This is a genomic window from Brevibacterium rongguiense (assembly GCF_009857845.1).
GTDB classification, from domain to species: Bacteria; Actinomycetota; Actinomycetes; order Actinomycetales; family Brevibacteriaceae; genus Brevibacterium; species Brevibacterium rongguiense.
This window is the reverse complement of sequence record NZ_WWEQ01000106.1, coordinates 1-3,782: the sequence shown is the minus strand read 5'-3', so window position 1 is coordinate 3,782 and position 3,782 is coordinate 1. Positions and strand designations below refer to the sequence as shown.

Sequence of the window (3,782 nt, the reverse complement as noted above, 5' to 3'; positions counted from 1 at the left end):
AGTAGGGTGGAGCACGTCGAGGTCTTTCGGGATGGCGAGCGTGAAGAACTTCCATCATCCGGGAGACCTCGACCCCTACCCGGCCACCGACGCGCTCAACCGACTACACCCTCGTTCGTGAAGAGCCACTTTCGATGCCATAGCGTTGCTGTCGAAAGATCTGGGCGCAACCGCGACTGTACTCCGCGAGCGTTTTCACGAGACTAAAGACAGCGTCCGCGTAATCGGTCTGCCGGATCTTTGAAACTTGGTTTTTGACTGCCTGTTGTACCCACCGCAGGTCCTCGTTGAGATTGCAGTAGATGTCGCTTACCGGGCGCCATTCGCCCGTCTCGCGCACGAGGACGCGTCGGACGCGTAGAACAACATGGGACCCGGCACCAGCAACGGCCCCACCGAAGCGATCAACGGACGGCTCGAGCACCTCCGCGGCTCCGCCCTCGGCTTCCGTAACCTCACCAACTACATCGCCCGCAGCCTCCTCGAATCAGGCGGCTTCAGACCCCTGCTACACCCTCAAATGCGATGAGCCGGTAGAGCCAGACGGGCATTCCAACCAGGTTGGGAGGTTCTCAGTCGTAGCGGGGCCACACGTGGGCATGGAGCATCGCATCTGTGTTGCCCAGGATCTCCAGGTTCACGCGCCGGAAGGCGGGATCCCGTGCGCTGTGCACACTCGTTCGACTGCCTCCCCGAGCATCTCCATGTCTGACAGGAAGCCCAGACGGTCGGCGCGTGGCAGGTCGGTGAGGGTCTGGACACCGGGCCGGTCAGTCAGCGCGACACAGTAGCCCGGGAGGAACTGCACGTCCCCGAGGACAGCGAATGATGCGCTCAGGTGGGCGATCACCATGGGGTTGTCGCCGCGCAGTGCTGCGGCGATTCTGTCGGAACGCCAGTCCTTCACGAGCGAAGGCTACTGCTTCCTCCGGCCCCAGGATCTGGCGGCGCGATCTGCTAAATCGAGAGGGACGCCATCGTGGTGGACCGCGACAGCAGCTGGAGTATGTCTTCCGTGTGGCGGATGCGTTGGTCGGGTCTGATGGTGAGGCTCATGTGATGATGGCGGTGATGATCTCGTGTGTGACGTTCGCGACCGACTTGTCGGTCGTGTCGATCTGCAGATCGTCGGTGAAGCCTGCTTGATCAAGGATGTTCGCCAGTTCGGGGTGTCGTTGTGCGTGCCAGCGCAGTGCCGCCTCGTCGTCGTGATGCCTTCTGGTCAGCCGCGAGAGCACCGCATCTGATGATGCTGTCAGGCGGACGTGCAGCATCCTTCTCGAGGCCAACGCACAGGCAGTTCGTTCCAGTTGCTCAACGGTCTCGACGACGGTTGCGACCACGATCAGCCGAGCACCGGCGCGGCGGAAGTTCGCGGTGATCGCCTGCATGTTCTCCAGCGCCAGTGCGGTCCGGAATGGGTCGCCGGCTGGTGAGGGCCACGATCGGCGCAACCAGTCGACGTCGATCACTGCTCCGGGGATTCCGCGCTGCTTCACTTCGTCGCCGAGAGCCTCAGCAGTTGTCGTCTTACCTGTGCCCACGCTGCCATTGATCAGCACGGTGTCGTACGTCGCGATGGGCATGTCTCACAGTATCGATCATCAGCATGCGCCCGTGTGAGAGGCCAGCACAGGAGAGAATCGCGCAGAGTGTGACCCTGGCACGGTAGGCGATAGTGAGCTTGTCGTAGTGGGTCGCGGTATCACGCCGTTGTGAGTCCATGGGCACCCGATGCGGTGACTTCGTCGACCTCACCCATCCGGACTGCTGCGAGTCTCACCGCGATGCTGAGACACGCCCTCGTGAACTCAGGGGTCAGTGGTGGTAGCGGCCCTGGCCTGCTAGAGCCGTGTACAGGGTCTGCCGGGACACTCCGAGATCCCGGGCGACCCTGGACTTGGTCACCCCGTCGGCGATGCGCCGGCGGGCCAGCTCAATCTGGTCGGCCGACAGTTTCGGGGCCCGGTCGTAGACCCCTCGGGCTTTCGCCAGGGCAATGCCCTCGGCCTGGCGTTCCCTGATGGTGGCCCGCTCCAGTTGGGCCACCGCACCCAGGATGGTGAGCATGAACTCGCCTTGGGGGGAGTCGGTGTTCAGGGCCGGCTGGTCGACGAACTGGATTTGGACGTCCTTGTCCCTGAGTTGGTTCACCAGGGCCAGGAGGTCGGTGGTGGAGCGGGCGAGCCGGTCGGGAGACTTCACTTTCACCACATCACCGGAGCGCACGTAGGCGAGCATGGCCTGGAGCTGGGGCCGGTCGGTGGTCCTGGCCGAGATCTTCTCGCAGAAGAGCCGGTCGACGGTGCCGATGGCCTCCAGCTGTCGCGCCGGGTTCTGGTCAGTGGCTGAGACCCTGACGTAGCCGACGATCTGCCCGGTATGTCCATTCACACCTAAACCCTACGGCAGTGTCGTCTATTATTGCTGGAACCGGCATGGTTGGACACGTGTTTGCGTGGCCCGGGGGAGTGTCTGGTGGGGTATACCCCACCAGACAGTGGATGTCAGACAACCGTGCGGTCAGGGGCAGACATCCATCGCGGGGTGATGCTCTCGCGATGCGAGGACGCCGAAAGGGCTGGCATGGTGTGATATAGTGACTACTAGTAGTCAGTATGGAGGTGCTGCGATGCCTGTTGCCACGTCGGTGAAGCTGTCCGATGAGACAGGACGAAAGCTCGATGAGCTCGCTCGGACCACCGGGCGGTCAAAGTCCTATTACCTGCGCCAGGCCATCGAGGATCATATCGATCAGATGGTCCATGATTACGGCATCGCCCAGCTCGCCGAGGATGTCCGCGCTGGACGCGCTACCACCTACAGCGCCGATGAGGTGGATCAGATCCTTGGCCTGGACGATTGAGTACACCGGGCAGGCCGTCAAGACTCTTCGGAAGCTCGACAAGCCATTGGCGCGCAGGATTACCAGCTATCTGCGTGACGTTGCGGTGCTGTCAGATCCCCGAGATCGAGGTAAAGGGTTGACCGGTCCGCTGGCCGGACTGTGGCGCTACCGTGTCGGGGACTATCGGATCATCTGCGATCTCAACGATGAACACCTGGTCATCATCGCGGTGGCCATTGACCACCGGTCGCAGGTCTACCGGTAACCGCCTCCGACGCGAGCTTCAGCGAGTGACACACGATTGGTCGACCACTCAGCCCGGGAAGCAGTCGGCACGCCAACCTTTAGGTGGTGTTTCGACCTTGGTGAATCGCCCACCGCAATCCGTGGTGTGAGAGCTTCGCCTGCGACTCGGCCGACATGGTGGTGTCTTGGCGCCACAGGTATCCGCAGTCCCGGCACCGTTAGCGGCGGGCCGCGACTTCCAGCGTGGTGGGTCGCCAGCCGTCAGGTCACGGCGTCTCGCCGCCGCAACTCCGGCGCCAGCGGTCGGGCGTGAGAACCTTGAACGCGAGGACAGCGCAGTCCGGCTCGAGTCGCCGCCCAATCACGGCCAGGCCGCGAGACCGTCGAGTCAAGCGAAGGTGGTCAGATCAGGCCGGTCGAAGCCGGCTGGCAGAGTACTGTGAAGCACCTCGAGGTCTTCTGGATAAGGCGTGCAGGAATCTTCATCTTCCGAGAACCTCGACGCCTACGGAGACCGACGCGCTGACTCGACCTACACCCTCATCTGGGAAGGGCCTTGCCGGCTCTTCACAGATGAGGGTGTAGCTGTGGTGCGACCTGGGGCGGCGCGTCGGTGTCGGGGTGAGGGTCGAGGTCTTCCGATGATGGGAGTTCTCACACAACCCGTCCGGAAGACCTCGACGTGCCT

Annotated in this window: 5 protein-coding genes and 2 pseudogenes; 3 read left to right on the top strand and 4 right to left on the bottom strand. The window is 62.9% G+C overall.

All coding sequences use genetic code 11. The features are described 5' to 3' along the window. Nucleotides 1-373: 373 nt before the first annotated feature. Nucleotides 374-529: pseudogene (locus GSY69_RS13565) on the top strand (transposase); the annotation flags it as partial. A 108-nt stretch (nucleotides 530-637) separates the two neighbouring features. Here GSY69_RS13565 and GSY69_RS13560 read toward each other — a convergent pair. The 3 genes from GSY69_RS13560 to GSY69_RS15250 all read right to left on the bottom strand — a co-directional run bounded on the left by GSY69_RS13560 (nucleotide 638) and on the right by GSY69_RS15250 (nucleotide 2,394). Continuing rightward, nucleotides 638-907, bottom strand: a complete 270-nt coding sequence (locus GSY69_RS13560; RefSeq protein ID WP_202411129.1) for a hypothetical protein — start codon at nucleotides 905-907, stop codon at nucleotides 638-640. Nucleotides 908-1,052: 145 nt separating this feature from the next. Next, the gene (locus GSY69_RS13555) at nucleotides 1,053-1,586 is read right to left on the bottom strand and encodes an ATP-binding protein (protein ID WP_160954362.1); all 534 of its coding nucleotides are present in this window, start codon (nucleotides 1,584-1,586) and stop codon (nucleotides 1,053-1,055) included. Nucleotides 1,587-1,818: 232 nt separating this feature from the next. Further along, nucleotides 1,819-2,394, bottom strand: coding sequence for a recombinase family protein (locus tag GSY69_RS15250; RefSeq protein WP_160954361.1), 576 nt, complete (start codon nucleotides 2,392-2,394; stop codon nucleotides 1,819-1,821). Between the two features lie 238 nt (nucleotides 2,395-2,632). On the opposite strand from GSY69_RS15250, the gene relB reads away from it, so the two are divergent. Both relB and GSY69_RS13540 read left to right on the top strand, forming a co-directional pair. Then, nucleotides 2,633-2,866, top strand: coding sequence for a type II toxin-antitoxin system RelB family antitoxin (gene relB / locus GSY69_RS13545; protein ID WP_160954360.1), 234 nt, complete (start codon nucleotides 2,633-2,635; stop codon nucleotides 2,864-2,866). Then, on the top strand, nucleotides 2,850-3,113 hold the full coding sequence (locus GSY69_RS13540; protein WP_160954359.1) for a type II toxin-antitoxin system RelE family toxin: 264 nt from the start codon (nucleotides 2,850-2,852) through the stop codon (nucleotides 3,111-3,113). Before relB ends, GSY69_RS13540 begins: the two co-directional genes overlap by 17 nt. Nucleotides 3,114-3,216: 103 nt before the next feature. On the opposite strand, the pseudogene GSY69_RS14795 reads toward GSY69_RS13540, so the two are convergent. Continuing rightward, nucleotides 3,217-3,542, bottom strand: a pseudogene (locus GSY69_RS14795) (ISL3 family transposase); the annotation flags it as partial. Between the last annotated feature and the right edge of the window lie 240 nt (nucleotides 3,543-3,782).

What these genes read in the sequence shown, in the direction of transcription:
- GSY69_RS13555 (WP_160954362.1), bottom strand. Translation starts at nt 1,586, where the DNA reads ATGCCCATCGCGACGTACGACACCGTGCTGATCAATGGCAGCGTGGGC.
- relB (WP_160954360.1), top strand. Translation starts at nt 2,633, where the DNA reads ATGCCTGTTGCCACGTCGGTGAAGCTGTCCGATGAGACAGGACGAAAG.